Annotated in this window: 14 protein-coding genes and 1 tRNA gene; 5 read left to right on the top strand and 10 right to left on the bottom strand. The window is 61.3% G+C overall.

All coding sequences use genetic code 11. The features are described 5' to 3' along the window. Nucleotides 1-100: 100 nt before the first annotated feature. Entirely contained in the window at nucleotides 101-1,351 is a 1,251-nt protein-coding gene (locus tag DL237_RS13405) for a flavin-containing monooxygenase (RefSeq protein WP_119399581.1), read from the bottom strand. Nucleotides 1,352-1,740: 389 nt separating this feature from the next. On the opposite strand from DL237_RS13405, the gene DL237_RS13400 reads away from it, so the two are divergent. Further along, nucleotides 1,741-2,217 carry a pyridoxamine 5'-phosphate oxidase family protein gene (locus DL237_RS13400; protein ID WP_119399580.1) on the top strand — a complete coding sequence of 159 codons (477 nt, stop codon included), beginning with the start codon at nucleotides 1,741-1,743 and terminating at the stop codon, nucleotides 2,215-2,217. Nucleotides 2,218-2,313: 96 nt separating this feature from the next. Here the strand turns inward: DL237_RS13400 and DL237_RS13395 are convergent, their stop codons facing one another. The 3 genes from DL237_RS13395 to DL237_RS13385 all read right to left on the bottom strand — a co-directional run bounded on the left by DL237_RS13395 (nucleotide 2,314) and on the right by DL237_RS13385 (nucleotide 9,408). Next, nucleotides 2,314-3,444, bottom strand: coding sequence for a radical SAM protein (locus tag DL237_RS13395; RefSeq protein WP_158585642.1), 1,131 nt, complete (start codon nucleotides 3,442-3,444; stop codon nucleotides 2,314-2,316). A gap of 26 nt (nucleotides 3,445-3,470) precedes the next feature. Next, nucleotides 3,471-3,761, bottom strand: coding sequence for a hypothetical protein (locus DL237_RS13390; protein ID WP_119399578.1), 291 nt, complete (start codon nucleotides 3,759-3,761; stop codon nucleotides 3,471-3,473). 460 nt (nucleotides 3,762-4,221) lie between these two features. Further along, nucleotides 4,222-9,408 (bottom strand): beta strand repeat-containing protein, encoded by a 5,187-nt coding sequence (locus DL237_RS13385; protein ID WP_119399577.1) that lies wholly within the window; start codon nucleotides 9,406-9,408, stop codon nucleotides 4,222-4,224. A gap of 422 nt (nucleotides 9,409-9,830) precedes the next feature. Between DL237_RS13385 and DL237_RS13380 the strand changes: the two genes are divergently transcribed. Continuing rightward, nucleotides 9,831-11,579, top strand: a complete 1,749-nt coding sequence (locus DL237_RS13380; RefSeq protein WP_119399576.1) for an alpha-amylase family glycosyl hydrolase — start codon at nucleotides 9,831-9,833, stop codon at nucleotides 11,577-11,579. Nucleotides 11,580-11,703: 124 nt separating this feature from the next. Here DL237_RS13380 and DL237_RS13375 read toward each other — a convergent pair whose 3' ends face one another. Both DL237_RS13375 and DL237_RS13370 read right to left on the bottom strand, forming a co-directional pair. Further along, complete coding sequence (locus DL237_RS13375; RefSeq protein WP_119399575.1) at nucleotides 11,704-12,924, bottom strand: glycosyltransferase family protein; 1,221 nt, start codon at nucleotides 12,922-12,924, stop codon at nucleotides 11,704-11,706. Nucleotides 12,925-12,996: 72 nt separating this feature from the next. Further along, nucleotides 12,997-13,779, bottom strand: coding sequence for an HAD-IIB family hydrolase (locus tag DL237_RS13370; protein WP_119399574.1), 783 nt, complete (start codon nucleotides 13,777-13,779; stop codon nucleotides 12,997-12,999). Between the two features lie 48 nt (nucleotides 13,780-13,827). On the opposite strand from DL237_RS13370, the gene DL237_RS13365 reads away from it, so the two are divergent. Next, nucleotides 13,828-13,903 (top strand) — tRNA-Val (locus tag DL237_RS13365). A gap of 296 nt (nucleotides 13,904-14,199) precedes the next feature. On the opposite strand, the gene DL237_RS13360 is transcribed toward DL237_RS13365, so the two are convergent. From DL237_RS13360 to DL237_RS13350, 3 genes are all read right to left on the bottom strand, one after another. Beyond that, complete coding sequence (locus DL237_RS13360) at nucleotides 14,200-15,867, bottom strand: sulfatase-like hydrolase/transferase (RefSeq protein ID WP_119399573.1); 1,668 nt, start codon at nucleotides 15,865-15,867, stop codon at nucleotides 14,200-14,202. 73 nt (nucleotides 15,868-15,940) lie between these two features. Next, nucleotides 15,941-16,966, bottom strand: a complete 1,026-nt coding sequence (locus DL237_RS13355) for a TAXI family TRAP transporter solute-binding subunit (RefSeq protein WP_233544996.1) — start codon at nucleotides 16,964-16,966, stop codon at nucleotides 15,941-15,943. A 37-nt stretch (nucleotides 16,967-17,003) separates the two neighbouring features. Then, entirely contained in the window at nucleotides 17,004-18,926 is a 1,923-nt protein-coding gene (locus DL237_RS13350; protein ID WP_119399571.1) for a TRAP transporter permease, read from the bottom strand. A gap of 2 nt (nucleotides 18,927-18,928) precedes the next feature. On the opposite strand from DL237_RS13350, the gene DL237_RS13345 reads away from it, so the two are divergent. Further along, nucleotides 18,929-19,876 carry a helix-turn-helix domain-containing protein gene (locus DL237_RS13345; protein ID WP_119399570.1) on the top strand — a complete coding sequence of 316 codons (948 nt, stop codon included), beginning with the start codon at nucleotides 18,929-18,931 and terminating at the stop codon, nucleotides 19,874-19,876. A 414-nt stretch (nucleotides 19,877-20,290) separates the two neighbouring features. Beyond that, nucleotides 20,291-21,388 (top strand): tRNA-dihydrouridine synthase, encoded by a 1,098-nt coding sequence (locus DL237_RS13340; protein ID WP_119399569.1) that lies wholly within the window; start codon nucleotides 20,291-20,293, stop codon nucleotides 21,386-21,388. Between the two features lie 375 nt (nucleotides 21,389-21,763). Here the strand turns inward: DL237_RS13340 and DL237_RS13335 are convergent, their stop codons facing one another. After that, nucleotides 21,764-22,537 carry a potassium channel family protein gene (locus DL237_RS13335; RefSeq protein WP_199672087.1) on the bottom strand — a complete coding sequence of 258 codons (774 nt, stop codon included), beginning with the start codon at nucleotides 22,535-22,537 and terminating at the stop codon, nucleotides 21,764-21,766. Between the last annotated feature and the right edge of the window lie 67 nt (nucleotides 22,538-22,604).

Here is a 22,604-nt window from a genome sequence, read left to right as displayed (position 1 = left end):
AGCATGAGGTTGCCGGTTCCCGAACAGGGTTTGGCACGCAGTCATGCAGGACAGGCGCGGGGGAGCGAACGAACATCATCCTTCCCCGCCCTTTGTCCGGCTATTGCTTTTCGTAGGCGACGTAGTTGCGCTGAACGCCAATATGGGTCGCGATATATTTCGCGTCATACCAGCAGCCATAGATGAAGGAGGACGCGCGGTTGGTCAGCTCTGGCAGGCCAAGAAAGTATATGCCGGTTTCGGAGGAAATTCCGCGCTTGTGAAAAGGCGTGCCGTCTTCGTGAAAGGCATCCACATCAAGCCAGCTGAAATCGAACTTGAACCCTGTTGCCCAGATGATCGTGCGGACGTTTTCCCGTGCCAGATCCAGTTCAAGGATCGGTGCCGCTACGCACTCCGGGTCAGGCTGACGTTCCCAGGCCTCGGGTTCGGGGGGAAGGTCGATGCCATTGCGCTCGACATAGGCGTCAGCCTCGCGCAGGACGTCGCGGTAGGCCCGATCCCCTTCGTCGAGATTGCTGACCAGGTCGTCAGCGATGTGCAGCACGCCATTTTCGTAGCTTTTTGTCATGCCGAGGACCGTAACGCCCATGTTGCCGAGACGCCGGAAGTCGATCGTCTTGCCGCCATCGTAGCCGCTGACCGCAAAGGCAACGTGCTTTTTCTTTGCTTGTGTCTTGATCTCGTCCCACTTGCCCAGAACGCCAAGCCACCAGACGTAATCGCGCTGCCTGTAGGAGCGGGGAGGGCGGTAGTGTTCTCCGATCGACAGGAAAACTTTGCGGCCTGCGCGCTGCAATTCTTCGGCGATCTGCGACCCCGACGCGCCGCCGCCGACAACAAGCACAGCGCCCTCATCCAATTGGCCGGGATTTTTATAGTCGGAGGAATGAAGTTGCGTGATTGCGGCGTCCTCGGGAACAATTCGGGGAAAGGAGGGCACCTGGAAAGGACCCGTCGCCGCGACGACCCGCTGTGCTTCGATTTCGCCTTCGGACGTCGTGGCAATGAAACCGGGCCGGCCGGGGCATCTTTGCACGCGCTTTACCTCGACATTGGTGCGGATCGGCGCTTCGATCATCGTCGCGTAGTCCTCGAAGTAGCGGGCCATCCGCTCTTTCGGGGGAAAGGTGTCGGGGGAAACGTCGTCGAATTCGAGACCGGGAAAGCGATCATGCCAGGCCGGACCGTTCGCCACGAGGGAATCCCAGCGTTGCGACCTCCATCGTTCAGCGATCCGGTTCCGTTCCAGAACGATGTGTGGAATACCCATTTCCGTCAGATGTTCGCTCATCGCAATACCGGCCTGACCTGCGCCAACGATCAGCGTGTCAGTTTTTTCGACTGTCATATTCTCTTCCTAGATTTGGATCATCGCGCCAACATGTTTGGAAATGCGCTGCATCGCGTCACATGCGATGGCGCCCCGGGATGGCTGATCGGAAACTGTGCTGGCATAAAAACTGCGCGCAACGAGGCGAAGTGGAAAGAAGAAATTTCCGTGGTAGAAGGCAGGAAAAGGTCGCCTCAAGCGAGGCCTTTCGACCTGAGGACAGACCAGCGTTCGCGGGGACGGGGAATGGCGGCGTGCATGGTGCTGCCGTGCAATAACGCGGCTGCCCCAACATTTTAGCGGCCAAGGCCGGCCCGCAGGATGAAATGCAAACGTCCCCGAATTCCCGCCGATCGGTGCGGCGAAGTTGACCTTGTTCCCCTCAGCTGAATTTCGTAGCCTTAATCATGCCCAGAAAATTCGACCCGTTGGAGATATTGAGGCGCCCGCTGATGGCCAATCTGTCGACTGTCGCGGCGGATGGCAGCCCGCGCAATGCGCCAACCTGGTTCGTGTGGGAGGACGACGCGATCTGGTTGCTCGGCTCGACGAACTCCAGCTCGGTCAAACGTCTTGAGGCCGATCCCCGCTGTGCAATCGAGATTGTCCATTTTGACAATGACGCGGGCGTGCTGCTGCATCTTGGAATGCGCGGATCGGCCGAAATCGTGCGCATGAATCCTGATCGGTTCCGGCGGCTTTTGGCAAAATATCTGGGCGCAGAGAAGGATTGGAATTCCTGGTTCATCGAAAATATCGCCAGGATCGATAACCCGGACGGCCGCCTGATAAAATTGGCGCCGGAGAGATTTTTCACCAATAACGTGTCTTATTTCCGCACCGGTCCCGATCTGGCATGGCCGATAAGCGAAATTGACGAGTGATCCGCTGGGTATAGAACGGGCCACGCGCATGACAGACCTATTGCCGCACGGGTACAGCCCAGCGAATGGTCGAAAACCTCCTATCGGCAATATCGGTTACACTTCGGCAGATTCGCTCATGTGGAAAATGGTCGATATACGCGGGTCGTCTGGCAGTTTTTCGTAAATGCGTTTGCACATGTCGATGACATTGGCTGAATCCTTTTTGTAATAACTTGCCGTGCAGGGTGAGCAAACGGCGCGATGCTTGCAGACATTGCACGGTTCGAAAACGGCGTTCTTTGAACGGGATTGCTGTGCCTTGTTGAAGGCGCGAAAGACCGAGGTCGTTTCGATGTCGGCAATGCTGCGGTCAAGGATACTGAGGTTTTCGTGCCTGTGGTTCATGGTGTCGTTGCGCCCCTCTTCGTAGGATAAACCGGGGCAGGGCAAGAGGTTGCCGCGAAGATCGACGTAGGTATAAACCTCGGTTCCGCCACATGCGGCATCATTGATGAAGGCGTCGACGGGAACGCCGTATTCCATTTCGAGATATTCAGCGACTGCGGGCGGCAGCGGGATGGATAGGGTGATCGGGGGTCGCAGCAGCTGAAAATACAGGACCATCTTGGAAATCGCGGCGAGGTAGTCGTCGCCGCCGCGCAGTTTCTTGCTGAAGGTGTTCCCGCGCCCGACGGGGTTGATCAGATTGATGTTCAACTTGTCGATGCGGTGCGCGATTGCCAGGTCGACAATACGAATTGCATCTGTCTGATTCAGCGCCGTCAGGACGAAGGTCAGATCAATGGTCAATTCCGGGCGGATCCTGTCGCGCGCCGCAATGATCAATTCCAGGTTGCGGATGGTGCGTGCAAAGCTGCCCTTGCCGCGCATGGCGTCGTGGGTTTCAGGACCGGCGCCATCCAAGCTGACCACGATATTGCCCAGGCCCGGGTCGTCGATCAGCGGCAGAAGCTTTTCGGGAAAGAAAAGGTTGGTGTTGATGGAAAGTTTGACGCCCACCTCCGATGCCCTGCGGGTGAATGCAGCAAGGTCGTGACGCGTGTAGGTCGGCTCTCCGCCGAGGAGCGTGACGTATTCGACGCCACGGTCGGCGGCTTTTTCGATGACATGCATGATCTGCGCATCGTCCAAGGTTTCCCTTGGGCGATACTGATCAAGGCCCACGCTGCAATGTTTGCAGCGCAGGTTGCATGCACCGGTCAGATAGACCGCGATGCTTTTCATGGAATGCTCCGGTTTGAGGCAGCGCCTCAGAGGCGTTTGGTTGCCCCGAGGTCGCGCATCATGACGCTTTTGGAATTGCAGCACCCTGCGCCGATGCCCCATGCCGCAGTCGCTATGTCGACCCCGAGCAGTTTGGCATTGGCGCGCAGGGAATCCTGCGTCAGGCGCACAACGGCCTCCATCGCGCGAACATCGCCATCGTCGAGGTTTTCGCTTTCGATGCCGTATTCAGCCAGCGTTTCCTTTGGCTGCACCATGAACTGGGCCGTGAATTTCATATCCGAACCCAGAAGCTTTGCAATCGTTTTCGTGGACATCTGTTCCTCCAAAAAATGTGTATTTGAAATGTGTTCGCAGGCGGAAAATTCGCCATCGCCCGTTAATAATGAGCGCGAACAATGCAACTATAACACGAATCATTTCGGACGAATTGCAATTTAAGACAGATCAGCGAATTTTAGCCGATCGGGAGGGCCGGGCCCGCCGTGGCGCATTGTTTGCCCGCGCGGTGCGGGCGGGAATTGCGATGCTGGATTCGGGGAAACGGAAGCCGGAAATGTTGGGCGGTGCTTTGGTCGTGAGGACCGCCTGTTTGTTGCCTGATGAGCGTCTGCGATAAGTGCGGGGCAGGCAGTCCGGATGCCGCAGGACGCCGGAAAACAGGGCGATTTTGAACGTCGGTATCTTGACGGTATCTTGACGGTGCCCCTGCGGTGCGGACAGCGGTGTGGCCCGCACGGCGTCGGGACCGGGTGGGTGTGCGGGCTGTTGCAGGCGTCAGAAGCTGTAGCGGATCTGCGCCGTGAGGCCCCAGCCATCGACAGACCCCGCGATCTGGCTGTCGGCGCGCAGTGTCGCCTCAAGCTTTTTCACGGGGCTGGCCAGGCCCGTGTCGAAGGTCTGGATATAGGTCAGGCCCAGGCTCAGCTCTCCGTACGCGCCGGAGGCGCTGCTGCGGCTTTCGAGTGGCGCAACGGAGGGATCCGGATTTCCGGCGCCATCGGTTTTCTGGAAGTAGTGCGACGTGGTGTCCCTGCCGAAATCCTTGTAGCCGGTGATCGTGCCGAAATACTGGATTGCCGCGGTGCCGGTTTGCAGCATCGTTTCCTTGGCCAGCGTCACGCCGAGGTGAGCGAGCCGAGTCTGCACGTCGTCGATCTGGAGCAGGCCATCATCGCTGGTGTCGTTCGGCGTGCCGTTGTCGTAGGTCAGGTCGTCCGCGGACTGGTTCGAGAAGAAGAAGCCCAGTGACGGAGTCAGGGAAATCTCGCGTACTTCGTCGAGCAGGAAGGTCTTGCCGATCTTGCCGCTGAAGGTGGGCCCCTGGGTGGTATAGGTCTGGTCGGCGATGCCGAGACCGCTGGTCGGATCCGTCGCGAGGTTCTTGAGGTCGGACCGGGTGCTGGCATAGCCCAGTCGGAGGTCGGCAAAGACATCGCCGCGTGTCAGGCCGAAGGTGACGCCGCCCTGCACCTGGGTGAAATCCTGGCGGTTGTAGCTGCTGATCGAGCCGGGGATGACATTGCCGGTGGCGCCATCGAGGTTGAAGACGGGTTGGCTGACATTGCCGGTCGTGGTGCCGAGGGAGGCACCCAGGCTGAAGGACCAATCGCCCAGAAGGGGGCTTTCGCCGCCGCTGATGTCGAAGCCGGTGTCCACGCCCTGGTAGCGCACGTCGACATCGCTGGAGGTGGTGCCGAGGCTGGTCGTGGTTTCGCTGGTCATCGTGGCGCGGCCCCCGTTGACGCGGGCCCAGGTGTTGGTCTGGGTCTGGGGCGGCAGCACGGGTTCGCCGGGCAGGAAGTTGAGCGTGCCGCTGTTGTCCCCGCCCGACAGTCCGCCAGACCCACCACCGGACACACCGCCCGAAAGTCCGCCCGAAAGCCCGGCCGAGGGCGCGCCACCCGTCGGGGTGCGGGCAAAGGTACCGCCGCCGGGCAGGGCGGCGGGTGTGAACTGGCGCGGCACCGAGTTCAGCACCTGCGAGACGCTGCCGCCGGGCAGGATCGTGGGCGTGCCGGGCTGGTTGCCGGGGTTGTTGATGCCACCGACCGCGCCGACGCCACCGACCACGCCGCCGGTTCCGGGGTTGGTGGCGTTCTGCAGTTGCAGCGCGTTGGCGGAGGTATTGTTGACCAGCTTGTACTGGACGGCACCGGTGGTGGGCAGGCCGGTCACGGCATAATCCGCGACATCGAAACTGCCGTAGGTCAGCACGTCGACATTGCTGTCAAAGGCAACGAAGGTGCCCGTGGGGCCGACGTTGTTGAAGGCGAATGTCAGGTCCTGTTCCGTCTTGGTGACAGCCCCCGAAACGGAGATGGTATCGACCTTGCCGGTGCTGTCGGACAGGTCCACGTCCAGCTCAAGCCGCCGCCCCAGTTGCAGGTTGCCCGACACGCTGAGGTGGTCGGTGGTCACGCCGTTCTGCATCGTCACGACGGCTGTCGCCGCGGGTGCTGCGGGGCTGACCAGATCGCCGGTCCAGGTGTTGGTGCCGAACAGGGACAGCGTGCCGTTGTTGCTGAACCAGCCGTTGAAGGCGCTGTCGGTAAAGGTCGCGCTGGCACCGTCGGCGTTCCAGAAGGTCTGGGAATCGAGCCTGGCGTTGGTCAGGCTGAGGCTGGCGGCGGGTTTGTTGAGGAATTCGTTGGTGCCATACGCGATCAGGCTGGCATCTGAGATGCGCATGTCACCGAAGTTGGTGACGGTGCCGCCGCGATACAGGCTGGTGACGCCTGCCGTGATGCGAAATGGCGCGACGCTATTGTTGGTTATGGTTGAGGGCCTGTTGGAAAACTGCCCGAGGGTCAGGTTGCCGTTGATCAGCAGCGCGGCGGAATCCTGTGCGCCGATCCCTTCGCGGACGGTGCCGGAAATCGTGCCGGAGGCCGTTCCGAACAAGCCGTAGGAGTCGATCGAGCCGCTGCTGAGCGACACGCCCGCATATTGGCGGAAGGTGCTGATGGACCCGGTATTGGTGGCCGATCCGTCATTGATGACGACGTTTTCGACCGTGCCGGAATTTTCGAAGGTGCCGCTGTTGCCGGTAAAAGATTTCAGGGTGCCGCTGTTGGAAAACGTGCCGGTATTGGTGACGCTGACCTTTCCCAGCCGGGTGCTGGCATTGGATGCCGTGCCATGGTTTTCAAAGCTGAGGTTTTCATGGACGCTATGTGTTTCGACGGTGTTGCCGGTGATGTCGAAACGACCGGAATTGTTGACGATATTGCTGAGAGACCCGGCGGTGACGATGATCGTGCCGCCGTTGTTCGTGGTGGTTGACGCGTCAAGCGAAGCGCCGTGGTTGATGACGCGCCCCTCGATCACGGCATTTTCGACTGTCAGGTCGCCGAAGGTCAGCAGCTCTTGCGCGGTGCCGCCGGTGATCTGCGTGTCGCCCAGCACAGTGGCGCTGATGATGTCGCCGTCGGATACCAGGTTGCCGGTAAAGTTCGCGTTCAGCGTGCCATGGTTTTCCACGTCGGCGGTCAGGTCCGCATAAACGGATGTCAGGGTAGCACCGGCCGCGTTGACGATCCCGTTGGTGACGGTGACGGTCGTGACATCCCGGCGCTCGTCGCTACTGGCATTTTCGCCAAACCACAGCACGCCGCCTGCGAGGTTGTTGATCGCGGCCAGATCAAGGCTGGTTTGCACGTTGGTCGACACCTTGCCGGCGTTGTTCAGGGTCGTGCCCTGGCCGCTGAGCGCGGAGTGGGTGTTGCTGTAGTCCACGCCGGTCTCGATGACGATTTCGCCCTCTGCTAGGTTGTTGATCACGTCGGCGGTGCCATCACCGAAGACCACCAGCTGGTTGCCCCCGATGCTGAGCGTGCCGGAGTTGTTGAACGCCTCACCCCCGGAATTGTCGCTGTTGGGGTTGAGCGTGCCGCCATTCTTGAAGGTCAGGGTGCCGCTGTTGTTGATCGCGCCCGCGTCGGCAATCAGGGCCGACCCCTCGGCCACGATGGCGCCTTCGTTGGTCATGGTGTTGCCGGTGCCGATGAGCGAGGCGCCTTCATCCAGTGAGATCAGACCGGAGTTGTCGATCACCTGGGCGCTGAGGGTGGCATCGGGCCGGATATAGGTTTCGCCCTTGTTGTGCAGGGTGGCGATGTCGTCGAAGGTCACGCCGTTGACGCGCAGCACGCCGGGTTGGTCGGAGATGCCACCTGCGGCGTTGGTCGTGACATTGTGACCATTGCCGCTGATGTCGGCCTTGACCGCCGAAATACCCCCCGCCAGCACCACGAGGTCATTGCTGAGATCATTGGTGATGTCCTGCACGCCGCCGTTGTCGACCGTGCCGTTCAGAAACACGTTCCCCGTCACGATGGATTCGGGGCTGATGTAGATGTTGTCGGCGGTGATGGTCATGTCGGCGGTGCCGTTTTCGGAATCCCCGTCCAGCGTGCCGTAGTTGACGAAATCGTAGCCCGACGCGATTGTCAGGGTGACTGGCCCGGTGCCGGTCGACATGACCTTGCCATTGTTGATGAACTTGCCGGTGACCGTTGTATCGGCGCTGAGCACAAAGGTGCCGGGGCCGTCGGGTTCGTTCGGTTTGACGACGGCCTCGGCCACGGTGACCGCGCCGTTGAATGCGGCGCCTGCCGCCTCGACCGTGGCACCGAAGCCGATCGTGGTGTCACCGTCGACCTGGCCGGCGCTGAGGATCGCCTTGCCGTAGTCGCCGGTGACGTCGAGATCCTGGATGCTGCCGCCGGTCATGGTCAGCGTGCCGCCGGTGTTCGGGGACAGCGAGCCGTCGATCGTGACATTGCCGACCGCACCCGAGGTGACCTCAAGTTCGGAATTCCTGGTGAAGGTCACGTCCTGCACCTGGCCCGAGGTTTCCAGCTTGCCACCGGAAAGAGTGGTCTGGCCTTCTACGGTGCCGCTGTTGGTGACGACACCGCCCGAGATGACCAGATCGCCGTTGATGATGTTCTGGTTGTCGATGGTGCCGCCGGTGTTTTCGACGTCATCGAGATTGCCGGTGTTCGTGACCGTGCCCGCGTTTACCAATTTGCCCGACAGCGTGCCGTTGTTGATGTCGATCTCGGCGCCGGCCTTGTTCTGGACCGAGGAGTAGAGCGTGCCGCCGACATCGAGCAGAACGTAGCCGCCCGACTGGTTTTCAAATGTCTTTGTCGAGAGCGCGGCGTCCTCGAAAATGAAGATTTTCCCGGCGTTCTTGAAAACCGTGTTTTCGCCCTGCATGACGACGCCCGCCCTGAGGTCGACGGTGCCGGTGCTGTGGTTTTCGAAATAATTGAGTTCGTAGGAGGGGGTCTCGGTGCCAATCGTGATGGTGAAATAGCCGGGGTCCGTCCAGATCTTGCCCTTGTTGATGAAGGTCGCCGCCCAGGCATCATTCGCGATCGCGTTGAAAACAGCGTTGCCGTGGGTTTCAATGGTCGCGCCTTCCTCGTTGTATATGAAACCATCGGCCTGGAGCGTGGCGCCGTTGCCCATGTAAATATTGTAGTTGTTCTTGATCGCCGCAGATTGCCACGAAAGCTGTTTTTTGACGTACAATACCGCGTTGTCGCCCAGGGTCAGCCACTGGTTGTTGATGACGTTGCTTGAGATCATGCTGGCGCCTGAACCGAATGTCGTGGCGCCGTTGTTGGTAAAGACGCCAACCTGGGTGACGCCGACATTGTCGTCGAGGGTCAGCGCGCCGACGCCGCTGCCGGTATCGGCCTCGGTGGTGATCGTATGCGCATTGCCGCTGATCGTTTCGGCGATGGTGACCTCTTCGCCACCGGCCACGTTCAGGTTCGCGGTGAGATCCGTCGTGATCGTTTCCGCCTGCACGGGCCGGGGCGTCGTGACCGGCAGGGCCGCGATGATCGCGGCAACGCTACAGCACAGACGTGCCCTGCATGACAGGGCGCGTGACGCACGAACAGGATTGCAACCTGCGAGGGCCGAGATGGCAGCTTCGGTTGGCATAATCTTGTCCAAAATAAAGTGATGTTAATGCGCGTCAGCTTGTGACCTAAGGCACATCGTGTCAATGTTTTGGTAAACTTTGTGTGCTTTCGGCCCGGGCGATCACGTGATCGCCGTGCGTTTGATGTTATTGTTGCAGCGCAGGATGACGGTAGTGTGACGGTGGCTGGGCGGCGAGTTGACGGCGGCGCGCAACCGGCAGTCACGGCGGCCCGACGCGGCGTGGACACAGCCAAAGGGTGTCAAGGCGCAGGCGGATGGCGCGCCACGGGGCAGCTGGAAAAGCGCCGGGGATGCTGAATGCCCGCTGAGCCGCCTTTCCGCCGCGAACTTCGTCCGGGCGGCGACCCATTTGGACGATCCGCTTGAAACTCGGATGTTATTCTGGGAAGTCAGAAAGTATTATAGCGGAGAAATTCCTGATGACATCCGAGTATTCCTCGACCTTTCGGCACAGACTTGAGGCGCTGGTCAGGCAGATCTATCCCGAGCAGGATGTTGGCGCCGTAGCAACCGGATTGACGAAAGCCTTCTGGCCCGAAGGTTCCATGCCACGCAAGCGGGGCAGGGTGCCCGGCAACCGACAGTGGTCCGAGCGCGATGCACTGGTCATCACCTACGGGAATTCGATCATCGACGGGGTGCACAAGCCCTTGGATTTGCTTCGCGATTTTTTGCAGAACCAACTGAGCGGCGTGGTCAACGGCGTCCATATCCTGCCCTTCTTCCCCTATACTTCGGATGATGGGTTTGCGGTGACCGACTATCGCGCGGTGAACCCGATCCTGGGGGACTGGTCGGATATTCAGCGTATCGGGTCGGAATTCCTGCTGATGTCCGACCTGGTCCTGAACCACGTTTCCAGTTCCTCGGCGTGGTTCAATGCCTATCGGCAAGGGCACGAGCCCTATGACAAGTTCTTTTTCGAGGCGTCGCCCGACGAGGATCTGTCGATGGTGGTCCGCCCCCGGACGCACCCCCTGTTGCGCGAGGTGAATACGTCGCGCGGGGTGCGCCATGTCTGGTGCACCTTCAGCCATGATCAGGTCGATCTTGATTTCCGTAATCCCGAAGTGCTGATGGAATTCTTTCGCGTCATGCGGCTGCACATCGACAACGGGGTGCGGATCGTGCGGCTGGATGCCGTGGCCTTTATCTGGAAGGAAGCGGGCACCAAGTCGATCCACCTGCCACAGACCCATGCGATTGTGCGCATGATGCGGCTGTTTGCGGATTTCGCGTCGGAACCCGTGATCCTGCTGACGGAAACCAACGTGCCCAACCAGGAAAACCTGAGTTATTTCGGCAACCGGAACGAAGCCCACGCCGTATACAATTTTTCGCTGCCGCCGCTGGTGCTGCACGCGATGATGGCCGGGACCGCCAAGAACCTGATCCGCTGGCAGGGGTCGATGCCGCCGGCGCAGCTGGGGTGCGCCTATCTGAACTTTACCGCGTCGCACGACGGGATCGGGATGCGTCCCGCCGAAGGTATCCTGTCGGCGGACGATACCCAGGCGGTGATCGAGTCCGTGCGAAGTTTCGGGGGGCGGGTGTCGATGCGCGCTCTGCCAGGTGGGGGAGAGGCGCCCTATGAATTGAACATCACCTGGTTCGAGGCGATGAAGGGCACCTTTGCCGGACCGGATGCGCACCAGATCGCCCGCTTTCTGGCATCACAGACCCTGGTCATGGCGCTGGAGGGCATTCCGGCCTTCTATATCCATTCGCTGCTGGCCAGCCCGAACGATACGGAGGGCGTCGAGAAGTCGGGCCACAACAGGGCGATCAACCGGCATCGCTGGGAATACGACCGCCTGCAAGGGCTGCTGGAAGACCCCGAGAGCCCGCAGCATATCGTTCTGTCGGAGATGCGTCGCCGCATCGGTATCCGCCGTCGCCAGCGCGGGTTTCACCCCAACGCGACGCAATTTACGCTGCAACTGGACGAGCGCATCTTTGGCGTGTGGCGGCAGAGCCTTGACCGCGACCAGTCCATTTTCGCGCTGCACAATGTTTCGGATCAAGCGGTCGAGATCGACCCGCTATCGATCAATCTGATCGAAGGGGAGGACTGGGTCGATCTGCTGAGCGGCGAGGCGATCTCTCCCGAGGATGATCTGATTCCGTTCGCGCCCTACCAATGCCGCTGGATCACGAACCGAGGCTGAGGCAAAGGGCCGGGTCTGTGTGTCGATACCGGCGGCGGGGCGGAACCCCCGCCGCCGGTATCGCCCTGACAGCCTTTGGACATCGCCGCCCAGACGGTCTGGCCGGCGTTTCCGGGGCCGGGGCCTAGACGAATTCCTTCAGGTCTTCGGCCACGGCCTTTACCATGTCGGCCATCAGGTCCGGGTCCGCCGAATGGACACGGTTCCACGTCGGTATGAAGGGGGTGGCCGAGGGTTTGTCGAGGAACATCTGGCCCGCTTCGATGATGTTTTCGGCAAACAGCTCGACCGAGTTTTCCTCCTGGTGGCGGTCGACATAAAGGCCGTTGGCCTTTGCGTCGTCGTAATAACTGTCGAGAAGGTCGAGCGCCGAGCGGTAATAGGTGGCTTTCAGGGTGCGAAAGATTTCCTCGTTGAAGACGGTGCCATCCGCGGCCAGCTTGCGATACAGCGCCTTGCAGATGTCGATCGACATCCGGCTGAGGCCCTGCGTCTTGTCCTCGACGCTCAGGTCCTGGTGCTTGTGGTCGTAATTGTCGGCAATTTCGACCTGGCAGACCGATTTCGGGGCGAGGTTGCGCCATGCCTCTGACAGGACTCCGATTTCCAGGCCCCAGTCGGAGGGGATGCGCAGGTCGGGCAGGATGCCGGTGCGCATCGCCATCTCGCCCGACAGCGGATAGCGGAAGGCGCGCAGGTAATCGAGGTAGTCGCGGTCGCCGATGGTCTTTTTCAGCGATATCAACAGGGGAGAGACCAGCATCCGGCTGACGCGCCCGTTGATCTTGCTGTTGCCGACGCGGGCATAATAGCCCTTTGACAGCTGGTAGGAAAAGTTCGGGTTGGCCACCGGATAGACCATGCGGTGCAACATGTCCTTTTCGTAGGTCACGATATCGCAGTCGTGGATGGCGACCACCGAACTGTCCGCGCAGGCGATGAGAAAGCCGAGGCAGCCCCAGACGTTCTTGCCCTTGCCGGGTTCGATCGGGCCGAGGCCGAGATCTTCGAGCCGCTTCTGGATCGCGGTCATCCGCGGACTGTCGTTCCAGATCACGACATGGTTCTGGGGCAGGACGGAAAAGAACTGGCGCGCATGGCGATACTGCGCCTCGTCCGCGCGGTCCAGGCCGATGACGATGCGGTGCAGATAGGGGACCTCTGCCAGTTCCGACAGGATATTGGGCAGCGCGTCGCCCTCAAGCTCGGAGTAGAGCGAGGGCAGGACGAGGCTGATCTTGCGCGAGGTGGCAAAGCTGGCCAGTTCACGCGCCATATCCTCGGACGAGCGGGTGCGCAGGTTGTGGATGGTCGCGATATTGCCGTTCTGATGAAAATCTGCCACCTGGGGCTCCTGAATGATGGGCGGGCCAGGGCGATCTGGCCGGGTCATGGCGCCGGTTGGTTGCCGGGTTGGTTACTGTGCGGCTAACCTTGATATTAGCTTTTGCATCATCTCGTTCCAGCCTTCGGGGCCGAATTTCGTGCTGCGAAGGATGCGGCCTTCAGGTTCGCCCGCCAGTTCCGGCAGGGGGGTGGCGTGGGCGTTGCTGATGATCACACCGATATCGGCCGTTTCCAACATCTCGACATCATTCGGGGCATCACCGAGGGCAATTAGCGTGGGGTTGCCAAAGAGTTGTGCGGCGTCTTTCATGCTATCCGCCTTGGTACCGCCGAACGACAGGGTCAGGTACCGCCCGCCGCGCCGTGCCGCGATGCCCTGTTGCGCAAGTGCTGCGACGAAGGCTTCTTCGCCGTCCGGGGTTCCGCTCCAGATCCCGGGTTCGGAATAGGTCCGCTGGCACGCCATGCGCGCTGCGGGCAGGGTCAGACCGGCGTTTTCGGCGACGCCTTCGGGTCCCATGTCCGCAAATCCGCGAAACGACTGGCGCAGGTCCGGTGACACCCCATCCAGAAGGGTGCGCAGGCGGGCATACGTGGTGCTGGTCGTGTCGGGCGATTGATGCGGGGCCAGCAGGCCCGCGCCGTTCTCGACGATGGCGGGCGATGCGTCGAGCCGCAATTCCGCACGCAGGGCTGCGACTTCGGGACCGGTCTTGGACGAGGCGAGGACGACCGGTATCGCCATGTCACGAAGGCGATCCAGCGCGGGCAGGGCGGCGTCGTAGCAATAGGTCTGGTGGTCGAGAAGCGTACCGTCGAGGTCGGTGAATACCATGAAGGGAAGTTTGCTCATCTCACCTCTTGCGTGCCCGGCCAGAGTTGCTGTAGAGGAACCCGCGGCGGGTGATTAGCTCAGTTGGTAGAGCGCTTCGTTTACACCGAAGATGTCGGGGGTTCGAGTCCCTCATCACCCACCAGCATTTTCAACACCTTGATTGAAGTCTAGCCCTTTTGGTTCCCAATCCAAGAGGGAAGTTTCCCAATGTCGGGCAGCAGCAGAGCGGTTTCGCGGTTCATCTGGTCTGTCCCCGCCTGCCGCGCTTAGTGCCTGAAAACTGCTTTCACACACCAAACGACATGCCAGGGGTGTCCCGCTGAGCTGTGACCGGGGCCCGGATATCGTCCCCGATCAAGGCAGGTTGCGCAATCGACAGGGCGCAGGTTTTCGCCACAGGTTATGGCGGGGGACCTGCGCCGATCCGGTGGTCGGCAGCTAACTGGCGGAGCCGCTTCGATCCGGAACCTTGAGGCCGCGGTATTTCACCGTCAGTTCCAGCGGCACGTCGTTTTCGTCATAGATGCCGATCATCACGCCGCGCCGCCCCGAGCTGCGGCGCATCTGTTCAAGCTGGGCGGTGCTTCGGGTGGTGCGTTGTGCGTTGCGTCGTGTCCAGCGGAACAATTTGTCATACATCGCGGCGATCGTGTCGGCGTGGTCGGGATCCGCGCCGAGGTCGACAAGTTCCTGCGGATCGTTCTGAAGGTCGAACAGGATGGGGCGGAAACCGCCTTCGAAATGGACCAGCTTCCAGCGGGTATCGGCGACCATGAACATCGCGCTTTCGCGCACGCTCAGCCCCAGTTTTTCCGAAATGGGCGACGCCGAGTAGTCATATTCGCAGATAACGAAATCCCGTCGTGTGTCTGCGTCGGGGTTGCGCAGCAGGGGAAGCAGGCTTTCGCCTTCGAGGATGTGATCGGCGATGGCGCCGCCGGCCACTTGAACGAAGGTCGGGGCCAGATCGATACATTCGACCAGCGCCGCGCTGGTGGTGCCGCGTGTCGCATCGGCTGCCGTCGACGGGTCATAGATGATCATCGGTACCTTGACGGAGGCATTCTGGAAGAACATCTTTTCGCCCATCCAGTGATCGCCGAGGAAGTCACCGTGATCAGAGGTGACCACGATCAGGGTGTCCTGCATCCGACCGCTCGTTTCCAGATAGTCGAACAACACGCCCATCTGATCGTCGCACTGCTTGATCAGGCCCATGTAGGCCTGCACGACCGGATTGCGCACCTCAGGGCGGGCAAATGCCTTGCCGACGGGGGCGTCCATGAACGCCTTGAGCACGGGGTGGGCATCGGCATATTCGGCGTCGCTGCGCACCGGGGGCAGCACGTCGTCGGGACCGAACATATCGTGATAAGGGGCGGGAACGACATAGGGCCAGTGCGGCTTGATATAGCTGAGGTGACAGCACCATGGTCCTTCGGCCTGTTCGATCCACTCGATCGCGCGCCGTGTCAGGTAGGGTGTTTCGCTATCTTCTTCGGCGATATTGGCCTGCTCGGACGAATTCTTGAGGAACCAGCCCGAGAGGACGTGCCCTTCGGCATCACGCCCGGAGTTGGCATAGTCGTGCCAGGGGTTGTCGCTCTCATAGCCCTTGGCGCGCAGGTAATCGTTGTAGCGCGCCGCGCCGCCTTCGTCGTAAAAGCCGTCAGGCCCTTCGGGGCGCATCCCGTCGTCGCGTTCGACAACATCAAAGCCGCATTCGGCAACGCGGACACCGATCAGGCTGTCCGGCTCGATGCCAAGGCGCGCCATGCCTTCGGCGTCGGCCCGCATGTGGGTCTTGCCGATCAGGTGGCAGGACATGCCTGCGGCGCGCAGGTGATCACCCATCGTCAATTCACCGACCTTCAGCGGAATACCGTTCCAGCTTGCCCCATGCGAGTGGACGTAGCGCCCGGTATAGGTCGACATCCGCGACGAGCCGCAGATCGGGGATTGGATGAAGGCATTGTCGAAACGCACTCCGCGCGCTGCCAGGCGGTCAAGATGCGGGGTCTTGAGGTGCGGATGACCATAGCAGCTGAGGTAATCCCAGCGTAGCTGATCGAACATGATGAAGAGGATGTTGCGGGGCTCGCTCACGCTTGGCTCCTTTTGCAGGCGGATGACCCGGCCCCTGTGGGGACCGTGTGGGGACCGGGGCAGGGTTAGGGGCTTATTCCGGGCGCAGGTCGTCGGGGATGGTCACACCGACTTCCTCGTAATAGCGCAGGGCGCCGGGATGCAGCGGCAGGTTCAGATCCGTCAGTGCACCATCCAGCGTGATGTTGCGCAGCCAGGGGGCTGAGCCCGACATTTCGGCGACCCCTTCCCAGAATGCCTTGGTGATCTTGTAGACGGCCTCGTCAGGCACCTGCATTCCGACGCCGACGCCCACGGTCGAACCGAGGGTGGTGACCGCTTCGGTGTTCACCTGGTTCTCGCCGTAGGTGCCGGGGTCCAACGTGCCGAGCACCCCGCCGGGCCGGTTCAGAATGGCCTTCACGGCGGGTTTTTCCATCTGCTCGGGCGTCAGGCCGAGAAAGCGGATCTTGCGGCTGAGCGCCATCTGCTGAATGACGGGCGAGGGGGCATTGGTCGAGTTCACGTAGACGTCGATGCGCCCATCCTGAAAGGCCTGCGCGGCGGCATCCCACCCCAGGCGGACCTGTTCGAAATCCTTGCCCGGCTCAAGCCCCGTCGCGCCAGAGATCACCCGCTCCATGATGGCCGTTGCCCCGCCGCCCGGCGGGCCGAGAAAGACGGACTTGCCCGCCAGATCCTCAAGGCTTTCGATGCCGGAATCCGCATAGGTGGTGATGTGGTAGAGACCCAGAGGGAAGGCGAAGACGGCGCGCAAGTTGTGGCTCAGCTCAGGCGCCTGGGGGATCTTGGCATACATCGCCGTGCCGTCGATCATGTTGGCGTGCACGCTGGCCGACCACATGAAGAAATCGAGCTGCCCTGCCGCCGCCTGAAGCGCGTGCTGCGTGGCGGCACCGGTGGCATTGACCTGGATTTCCGTGTCATCCAGCCGGTCCCCGACGATCTGGGCCATCGTGCTCATCACCAGGTAGGGGGATGAGCCGGGCCCGAGGGTGGCCATGGTGTAGAAATCCTTGGCCTGTGCCACGGGGGCCGCGGCAAGGGCCAAGGTCAGGGCCATCGCCCCGGTCAGGCGTTTCATCAGTCTTGGTTGCATCGTCAATCCTCCCTGAATGACGTGGCACAGGGGCCGATCAATGGGCCTCTGCAGGTTCCTTGGTGGGGATGGGCCGGTCGTCGCGGGCGCGGCCGCGCCAGTCGATCCAGAGCACCCAGAGTGACAGGGCCGTCGCAGCGGCCTCGACCGCCGGGTAGGGGATCAGCACCCCGATCCCGAGGGCAAAGCGCAATGCGCGCGACGGGGCGCCGAGACGCGCGGCGGCGTAGCCAGAGAAGCCCGTCGAAAACAGCCAGATCGTCAGCGACAGCCGCAGGCAAACCCAGATCAGCCCACCCCATGTGAACCCTGTCACGAGGCTCAGCGAGGGGTTGTAGACCATCACGAAGGGAATGATGAAGCCGATCAGTGCGATGCGGCAGGCGTCGATGCCGATGGCGACCGGGTTGGCCTTGGCAATTGGCGCGGCAGCAAAGGCGGCAATCGCGACCGGCGGTGTGATCGAACTCAGCACCCCGAAATAGACCACGAACAGATGCGCGATCACGGTCGGCACGCCCATCATCTCGATCGCCGGTCCCATGACGAGGATGACGATCAGATAGGCGGGCACGGTCGGCATCCCCATGCCCAGCACAAGCGAGCCAAGCATCATCATGATCAGGCTGAGGAACAGCGAGTCTCCCGCAACTTCGCGGATCACGCCGGCAAAGCGCAGCCCGAGGCCGGTCATGTTCATCACTCCGATGACAATGCCGATCGCAGCCACCGCGATGACGATCTGCGCCGCCGCGATGCCGCCTTGACGCAGCCCCTCGACGATCACCTGCGGTTTGCGGCGGACCGCCGGGTTCAGGATGAGGCCGAGCGCCACGGCACAGAGCACGGCCCAGAAGCCCGCCATCGCTGGCGTGCGGCCCGACATCATCACGACCAGCATCAGCGCCAGCGGAAGGACGAAACACAACGACATTGCCCAGTCATGGCGGTTGATGACCGGCAGTTCATGGCGTGGAATGGGCCGAATATCGCGAGCCACGGCCTCAAGATGCACAGCCACGAACAGCGAAGCGTAGTAGAACAGCGCTGGCAGCAGGGCAGCAAGGCAGATCGTCATGTAGGGGATGCCCGTGACGTCAGACATGATGAAGGCCACGGCGCCCATGATGGGCGGCATGAACTGGCCGCCGGAGGAGGCCGCGGCCTCGATCCCGCCGGCGTAGCGCGCCGGAAATCCGCGACTGATGATCATCGGAATGGTCATGACGCCGGTGCCGACCACATTGCCCGAGACCGATCCGGACATGGTGCCAAACACGCCGCTTGCGGCGATGGCGGCGTGGGCGGGGCCGCCGCGGCTACGCCCCGTTGCGGCAAAGGCAAAGCGCAGCAGAACAGGCCCGGCGCCAATCGCTTCGAGTAGGGAGCCGAAGACGATGAACACGAGGATCAGCGTCACGACCACCGACAGCGGTCCGCCGAAGACCCCGTCGAACGAATACCAGACCACCTGCATCACCTGCTCCAACGAATAGCCGCCGTGTTGCAGGATCCAGGGCAGAACCGAGCCGTAGAGGGCATAGCCGAGGGCGAGCACGCAGACGATCACGAGGGGCATCCCGAACGCCCGCCGTGTCATTTCCAGCAGCACGCAGATCCCCGCGAGGCCGATCCAGATATCCGAGGGCTGGAAAAAATAGAGACCGGTCTCGAGCGCCTCGCCGATCTGTGCGTAACGCCAGATCGAGACCGCCAGCACCGCCAATAGCAAAACATCCGCGAGGATCGCGAAGGGGCGTCTGTGTTCAAGGTTCCTGCCGACGGCGGCGATCAGCAGAACCGTCGCGGCCAGGGTGAAGGTGCCGACCCGCAACAGGGTTTCGCTGGGACTGCCGTAACCCGCCACCCAGATACCGACCAGGGCGAGCATGACCGCACCGATTGCTGCTGTCGCCGATAGCGCCCGCCCGAGCGTGCTCGGCCAAGATCTCTGTTTCATCGATGTCCTCCCGACGCGCACCGCTCTCCCCGGTGGGCCTCCTCCTTGGCGAGGTTGTTCCAACAATGTTTTTGTTGAAAGCAAAATGGCGCGATGTTTCACTGGATGAAATGGGAGGCGTCATGAAACGCATCGAGTCTTTGCGCCGTGGACTGAAGGTAATGGACCTGTTGCAGGCGGCCGGACCATTGAGCCTGGCGGAATTGGCGCGTGCTACGGGCATCGACAAGGCGACACTTCTTCGCATTCTGGCGACGCTTGAGGAGGAGGCGCACGCACGGCGAGGATTGGGCGACGGCCTTTGGTACGCCGCGACCCGGGATATGGTCGCCCCCGCCGCCGATACCTTGCTGGCCCAGGTTTCGGCTCCGGTGCTGGACCGGCTGTGTCAGAAAGCTCTCTGGCCATCCGACGTGGGGGTGTATCACGATGGATCGATCCAGATCCTGGAAACCTCGCGCCGGCTATCCCCGTTCCTGGTGAACAGGGTCGTGAATTATGATGTTCACGTGCTGCCGTCGGCAATGGGGCGAGCCATCCTGGCGTGGAGTGCGCCCGAGACGCGCGCGGAAATTCTGACGACCTTGGCAAGCAGGAACAGCCCGCACGACCGGCTGGCAGGAGAGCGCGACAGGGTCGCACGCCTGATCGACGAGACACTGACGCGTGGGTATGCGATCCGGCACCCTGGATATTTCGTCGCCGTGCGGCGCGAGGCAACCGTTTCAGCGATTGCAGTGCCTGTGCTAAGTCGCGGAGTGGCAATCGGCGCGGTTAACCTGTCCTGGGTCGCGCGTGCGCAGAGCGAAGCAGATATCGCCAGTGCACATCTGGAGGATCTGCGCCGCGCCGCCGCAGAGATTGCGAAGGCGATCCCTCTGCCTCGGTCGGTGTCAGGGACCACTGATCGACAAGGGGGCAAAGACCGTCGACACTTAGCGCGAGGCTGAGCGACATCCGTGTGGAGGGTTTAATTCGCAACGCCCACCTTGCGGGGCAGGTGACGCCGTCGGGCGCGCAGCCTCGGTTTCCGGGTGCCTAGGCGAGTTGCAATAGGTCCGGTAGGGCGGGGGAGATGTCTGCCAGGCGCAGTCTCGAGCGGCGTTTTTCAAACGGGGGGAGAATGCCGTGATTTGGCGCGCACCGATTGCATGGCAGCAATTTCGCACGAGGCAGCCCTTAGATAACAGCGCTGCATCAGTCGCATTTGAAATCGCGCGCCGAGGTCAGACTCTGCCCATGTTTGCATCAGGATCCGACATTCGATGCCCCAACGGGCGCGATTGAGGCGCGCGTGGCGAGAAAATTATTGACTAGATGGTAAAATAATTGGTGCAGTTCGTCAGGAACCGGGAGTGCACCACATGTCGATCACGCTTGCTACAAACTTTACTGGCCTTGAATTCGTGAATCCTTTCGTTCTGGCCTCTGCGCCACCGACGGAAAGCAAACGCAAGATCCTGAAGGCCTTCGAGGCGGGTTGGGGTGGCGTCGTTACCAAGACCATCGGCCTGCACCCGGTTGAGAACGTCGCCGGACCCAAGACGATCTTTCAGCGCGTCAGTGAAACCAAGCCCTACGTCTCGCGCCACAAGCGGCCTGACACCGTGTCGCATTCCTCCTGGAACTGGGAGCTTATCTCGGATCAGCCGCTCGATATCTGGCTTCCCGATCTGGAAGAGATCAAGACCACCTATCCCGATCGCATGGTCATTGCGTCGATCATGGCCGGCGCAGGATCCGACGCGGAGATGGACAATTGGCGCAAGCTCGCGAAAGCCTGCGTGAATGCCGGATGCGACGCGCTGGAGCTGAACATGTCCTGCCCCCACATGGACCGCAAGGACATGGGCGCGCATATCGCCAATGACGAGATCATCATCCGCTCGATCCTCAAGGCCGTCACCGAGGCGGTCAGCGTGCCGATCTGGGTCAAGCTGACGCCATCGTCGTCTTCGCTGGTTGACGGGGCGAGGGCAGCCTATGACGCGGGCGCCGCGTCGATCTCACTGTGCAATACCTTTCCCTCGCTCCCCCTGATCGATCCGGAAACGCTGAAGTTCGAGGTCGAGGTGGACGGGCTTGTCACCTCCGGCGGGCTGGGAGGGCTGGCCATCCTGCACCAGGCACTGCAACGGGTGTCGGATATTTCACGCGCCTTCCCGGACAAGTCGATTTCGGGCATCGGCGGGATCAAGGGCTTTCGCGAGGCCTTCAATTTCATCGCCCATGGGGCCGGCAATCTTCAGGTGTGCACCGCCGCAATGGAGGAAAAGGGCAGTGGTGGCATCGGCGTCAACCTGATCCAGGAGCTTACGGGTGATCTTGACGACTACTTGCAGCGCAAGGGACATTCGTCGATCGAAGAGTTTCGCGGGATCGCTCGGGAACGGGTCGTGGAGCATTCCCAGGTTCGCAGGAAGAGCGAAGCCTACAACGGGGGTTACGCCGAGACGGCATAGGCGGCCCGGGTTCTGCTTCCGCAGTCGGGAATATTCCAGCGATACGTCGAGAGCTTTGCCGTAAGCAAAGGCGGCGAGGCTTTGATGGGGTGCCGCGACAAGTGCGACGTCGCCTGGCCTGTCCTCTGGCTGCACCTTCTGCGTCGGCCGCTGATCGTGGGAATTGACGGGGCAGATCGCAACGCGCAGGGCAGGGAGTGAGCGTTGCAAACTGAACCTTCCCCCGCATCCAAGTGACGTGTCACGCTCGGATGCGGGGCGCAACCGCTGACCTTTGCCGTCGCCTGATCATTGCGACATTGCAGAAGGGCAGCCTTGCGGACCGGGCGGTACGCCGACCCGGGCCCTCGAGAACCTTTCAAAACGCGAAGCAGATCAGTAGACGCCATCCGTGGCTATGTTGATCGTCGCGCCACAATGCTTGCAATGCACTGCATCCACATCATGATGCGTCAGACCGCACACGCGGCAAGGCTGACGGACCTTCCGAGGTCGGAAGATCACCTGAGCCAGACGCAGGAAGAGCGTGACCCCGATGATCATCACCCCGACCGATATCAAGCGACCGAACGTACCCTCTAGAATGACATCCCCGTAACCCGTGGTCGTAAGCGTACTGACGGTGAAATAGAGGGCATCCACGTAGTTGCCGATATCAGGATTTGTCTGATGCTGCGTTCCGTAGATGAGACCGGTCATGACGAAAAGGAATACCGCGAGGTTGATGGATGCGATCAGAAGCTCCTCTTTCTCGCGGAAAAAGGGCACGTCCGATCTGAGCCTGTCAAGCAGCTGGTATGTATGTAGCAGCCTAAGTGTGCGCAGGACACGCAGGAATCCTGCGCTGCCGCCTGCAATGGCGATCAGAAACGACCCGATGGACAGCAGGTCAGCCAGCGAGATGGGGTTCACCAGGAATCTGACCTTGCGTTTGCTGATCGCGAACCGCGCGCAGAAATCCATGAGGATGATGAGGCCGATCACGACATCCACGACCGGAACTGTTCGGTCATCGGATGCAAATGACGTCGCCACGACATAGAGGATGGTCCCTATGTCGAAGTACAAAAGCCCATAGCGAAACCGCGACGCTGCGTCGCTCTCTCCCTCATAAATGTCCCGTATCTTGTCTATCCACGTTTGCGCCATGCCGATCGGGTTCGCTCCTTGCTCGTCAATGAATCTTTATGTGCTGCGCCAGAGAGACACGACAAGG

Origin of the sequence: Pseudooceanicola sediminis (genome assembly GCF_003575965.1) — a bacterium.
GTDB classification, from domain to species: Bacteria; Pseudomonadota; Alphaproteobacteria; order Rhodobacterales; family Rhodobacteraceae; genus Pseudooceanicola; species Pseudooceanicola sediminis.
Note: the sequence above shows the minus strand (reverse complement) of the source record. Positions and strands in the feature narration are given on the sequence as shown.